At 67.5% G+C, this 4,268-nt stretch carries 3 protein-coding genes; 1 reads left to right on the plus strand and 2 read right to left on the minus strand.

Annotated elements, in window-relative coordinates; all coding sequences use genetic code 11:
• Positions 1 to 145 precede the first annotated feature (145 nt).
• Positions 146 to 2,188: an NB-ARC domain-containing protein gene (locus E1285_RS43645; RefSeq protein WP_165967027.1), complete on the plus strand. Its 2,043-nt coding sequence runs from the start codon at positions 146 to 148 to the stop codon at positions 2,186 to 2,188.
• 538 nt (positions 2,189 to 2,726) lie between these two features.
• Here the strand turns inward: E1285_RS43645 and E1285_RS43650 are convergent.
• Entirely contained in the window at positions 2,727 to 3,302 is a 576-nt protein-coding gene (locus E1285_RS43650) for an NUDIX hydrolase (protein WP_132160785.1), read from the minus strand.
• Between the two features lie 108 nt (positions 3,303 to 3,410).
• Positions 3,411 to 4,268, minus strand: an 858-nt coding sequence (locus E1285_RS46235; RefSeq protein WP_165967028.1) for a hypothetical protein, incomplete at its 5' end; no start/stop codon positions are given.

Raw genomic sequence — 4,268 nt, forward strand, 5'->3', positions numbered from 1 at the left:
GCCCTTCTCCTGACCCTGACCAGCACCAACGGCGGGGAACTATCTGGCCGCCGTTGGGGAACACACCATGGCCGCCTACGGGGAGATCTCAAGGCCGCCTACGGGGAGTTCCGAACGGCCATTGACAGCCGACCGCGCCGCCGAGATGCAAACATTGAACCGCCTCGCCGCAGCGACCGCGCTGCGGCCTCCTGACGACGGCACCGGGAGCGTCAGCGACGGTGACCACGGCCGAGACGAGCACGGTGACGGTGACGCGCAGACCCTGGTTGTGATCACAGGCCCGGGTGGGGTCGGCAAGACCGCGCTGGCGTTGCGGTGGTTGCACCAGCACCGTGCCCGGTACCGCGACGGGCAGCTTTTCGCCGACCTGCGCGCCTTCTCCGGCACTGGCCCCGCCAACCCTGCCCAGATCCTGGAAGGGTTCCTCCGAGCCCTGGGGATCGGGGCCGACAACATTCCGCCGCGCGTGCAGGAGCAAGGCGCGCTGTTCCGGTCGCTGGCCGCCCGGCGGCGGCTGATCATCCTGCTCGACAACGCCGCCTCCTTCGAACAGGTCCAGCCGCTGCTGCCCGGCGCGGGCCGGAACCTGGTCGTGGTGACCTCCCGCCGCACCCTGCCCACCCTGCGGATACAGGGCGCCCAATACCTGGACCTGGCGCCGCTGGACGAGACCGACGCCCTGGACCTGCTCACCGCCATGGCCGGTGCCGAGCACACGAGCGCCGACCCGCCCGCCGCGCGCGCTCTGGTCGCCCAGTGCGGCCGACTGCCGCTGGCGCTGACCGCCTGCGGGGCGCACCTGGCCACCCGCCCCCACGCGACCGTGTCCCGGCTCGCCGCCCACCTCGCCGACGAACGCACCCGCCTGTCCCACTTGCACACCCTGCTGGAGGACGACGTGAACGACAACACCAACCACGACACCGGCGACCCGTCGGTCTCGGTGGCGCTCACCACCTCCTACAACGCGCTGCCCGGCGATGCTGCCCGGCGGATGTACCGGCTGCTGAGCCTGCACCCCGGCCCCGACATCAGCGTCGACCTGGCCGCCGCCGTCGCCACCGCGGGGCTCCCGGAAGCCGAACGACTGCTGGAGGTCCTGGCCGGCGCCCGCCTTCTGACCGAGGACCCGCCAGGCCGATTCCGCTTCCACGACCTGACCCGCCTGCACGCCCAAAACACGAGCGAGCGAATCGACTCCGACATTTTCCGGCGGCACGCATTCAGCCGCATCACCACCCGGCTGCTGCAGGTCGCCGCCGCCGCCCAGAAGACCATCAACCCCGGCCGCTGGTACCTGGGGAGGCACTTCAACGAACCCCGGGTGGTCGACTTCCCCCATCCCGCCGCGGCGCTGGACTGGCTGGAGACCGAGCGCGGCAACCTGATGGCGATCCTCCGGCATGCGCACGAGCGCGGCGACCACACCAGCGCCTGGGAGCTGGCCGAAGCGATGTGGGGGCTGTTCACCCACCGCAAGCACTACAGCGACTTCCAGCAGGCCCACCGGACCGGGCTCGCCGCCGCCGAAACCACCGGCGACCTGCGGGCCCAGGCCCGCATGCTGGAAGGGCTGGCCTCCTACCACAACAACGCCGGCACCTTCACCGACGCCGCCGTCTGCGCCCAACAGGCCCTGGACCTGGAACGCCAGGCCAGGCACCCGATCGGTGAGGCCTCCGCGCTGGACATGCTCGGCATCGCGCACCTGGCCACCGGCCACCTCGACCTCGCCGCCGACGCCTTCGGCCAGGCACGCCACATCCACCACCAGCTCGGCCGCCCGCGCGGCGCCGCGCTCATGACCCGCCACCTCGGCGAAGTCGCCGCCCGCGCCGGCGACCACACCCGCGCCATCGAGCACCACACCCAGGCGATCGCCTACTTCGCCTCGCATGACCACGAGCAATACCTGCACGCCCGCGCCCTCAACCACCGCGCCACCAGTCACCTCGAACTCGGCAACCTCGACCACGCCCACACCGACCTGCACCAAGCCATGGACCTCGCCCACCAGGTCGACGCCCCGCACGAGCAGGCCAACATCCACGTCAGCCTGGCCCGACTCGCCGCGCTACGCCACGACCCCGCCGCCCAACACCAGCACCTGCACCAGGCGTTCGAGCTCTACAGCCGACTCGCCGCTCCCGAGGCCGACCGAATCGCAGAACAACTCGCCGAGTAGTCCGCATCCCGTTCACACCACTGCGCTTGGGGGCCCAGCAGGGTGACCAAGATCCGCCCAATGCCCGGGACCGCGCCTGCACCGCCCCGGCCCTGGCCGCTTTCCGCAGCACGTTCCGACCGTCCGCCGACCATGGGATCCAGGCTCCCAAGTGCTCCACTTTGTCCGACCACTGCGGCGTTACCGCAGAGATCGGCCTGCCACTCGGTCGCTCATGATCGCGCCGACCGCCTTTAACGCGGCCCGCCTGAGCCGATCAGGGTGGGTGCGCGAAAGGGGGCGTGTACCGCTGGCGTTCGCTCGGTGTTCGCGGTCCGGTGATCGAGTATCTGCATGGATCCGACGTACGGGAGGGGAAATACGGTTAACAGCTCGGCAATGGCGATGGCCAGACAAGGCCGCCTTGATGAAGCCTGCGAGCAGGGGCGCATAGCGATCGACATGGCGTTGGGACTCACCTCGGCGCGCGTTTACCGCTATATCCGCGATTTGGCCCGTGCATTCCATCCCCACGAGTCCGAGCGGGATGTGCGTGAGCTCATGGGCTACGTGGAAGAGAGGCCGCCCGCGCTGCGAGTGCATGGAGAACGCCCATGACCGTTGCGGCACCGATGATCTCGCCACGCTGTATCCGCTGGTGGGCCTCGTCCAGCGGCATCCAGCGCACGGCTTCGGCTTCATTGACGTGGGGTTCGCCAACGAGATCGGCACCGCGGGCCAGGTACAGATCTTGCGGCGCGTCCGCAGAGCCAATCATGGGCTGGAACGAGAACAGGAATTCCAGGTTCTTCGGCCGCCACCCGGTCTCTTCCTCCGCCTCTCGTGCGGCAGCGACAACCGGATCCTCGCCAGGCTCGGCGTATCCGCCCGGCACTTCCCAGTCCCACCGGTCGACAATGAACCGGTGCCGCCAGATGAGGAGGATGTTCTCACCGGCCTCGTCCAGGACGGCCGTCATGACGCATCGAGGCACCCGAAAGACGTACTGGTCGAACACCACGCCGTTGGGCAGTTCGATGTTGGCGACCGACACCCGGATATGGCGGTTCTCGTCGACAACCCGCTCGCTGTGAACGATCCATTTGGTGCGTTCGGTGGGGCTCTCCTGCGTCACCGACCCGACGGTAGCAACCCGCCCGGCCGATCAGGAGGACGGGAGACCGCTGCTTCTGTGTGAACCTGCGTGCCCGCGCCCCGAGGTGCGCGCCCGCCGGTGTCGCCGCTAACGTTTCGGGGTTTTTCTGGTGGGCGTGGTCGTGGTGGCGGCAGGTGTGGCTGGATGGTCTGGGGTTTCTGTGTTGTTGGGAGCGAGAGCCGGGAACTCGGTCGCAGCAAGGCAGGCCTGGTCCTGCTCGTTGATGGCCGCTCGATGGATCATCAGACGTAGTTCATCAGGGTTGCTTTCAGTAGCAGGAGGTAGGCTTAGAATTGTTTGGGCCAGTGTATTTATCGTGTTGTGCCCACTGAGTTCCGCCGCATCGTAAGACCTGGATAGTCGGCGCGCTGATGCTGGGACGCGTGGCATGTGGGTTGGGTATTCGCGCTGCTTGTCAAGAATGCCCAGGACTGCTGCGTCGTTGATTGCGGCGCGGTGATTGGCGGCCAGGGTGTTGCATGCCTCGATGGTTTTGAGTGTGATGGTGGCAATGCGGGCTGCTTGGGTGAGGTCGTGGGCTAATTCTTCGGGTGGTTTCATCCGATAGGAGGCGCGGGGGCTTGGTGTCCAGGCGGGGTCGGCGTGGATTAGGCGACCGAGCCGGATGATTAGGTCGCTTGCGTCGGTTTCCGGGCCGTTGGCGGGGTGACCGTGGTGGTTTGTTTGTTCGTCCCAACGCCGGACGATTTCCTTCCACCTCTTGCCCGTGTGTTTCGTGGCAGTGACGGCTTCTTGGAGAGCTGATCGGTGCGCGGGCTCGTCTATTTCTTTCATGCGGTAGATGAGTTGTTGGATGGTTTTGGCGTTGAGGTCGCAGGTGATGGCTGCTGCTCTGGCGAGGTAGCGCCAGGTGGTGATGGAGGCGGGGGAGGTGGGGTTGCTGAGGCGGTGGATGCTCGTGTCGATTCCGGCGAGTGCTTGTTC

This window comes from Actinomadura sp. 7K507 (genome assembly GCF_004348425.1).
GTDB lineage: Bacteria > Actinomycetota > Actinomycetes > Streptosporangiales > Streptosporangiaceae > Spirillospora.

What these genes read in the sequence shown, in the direction of transcription:
- E1285_RS43645 (WP_165967027.1), top strand. Translation starts at nt 146, where the DNA reads ATGCAAACATTGAACCGCCTCGCCGCAGCGACCGCGCTGCGGCCTCCT.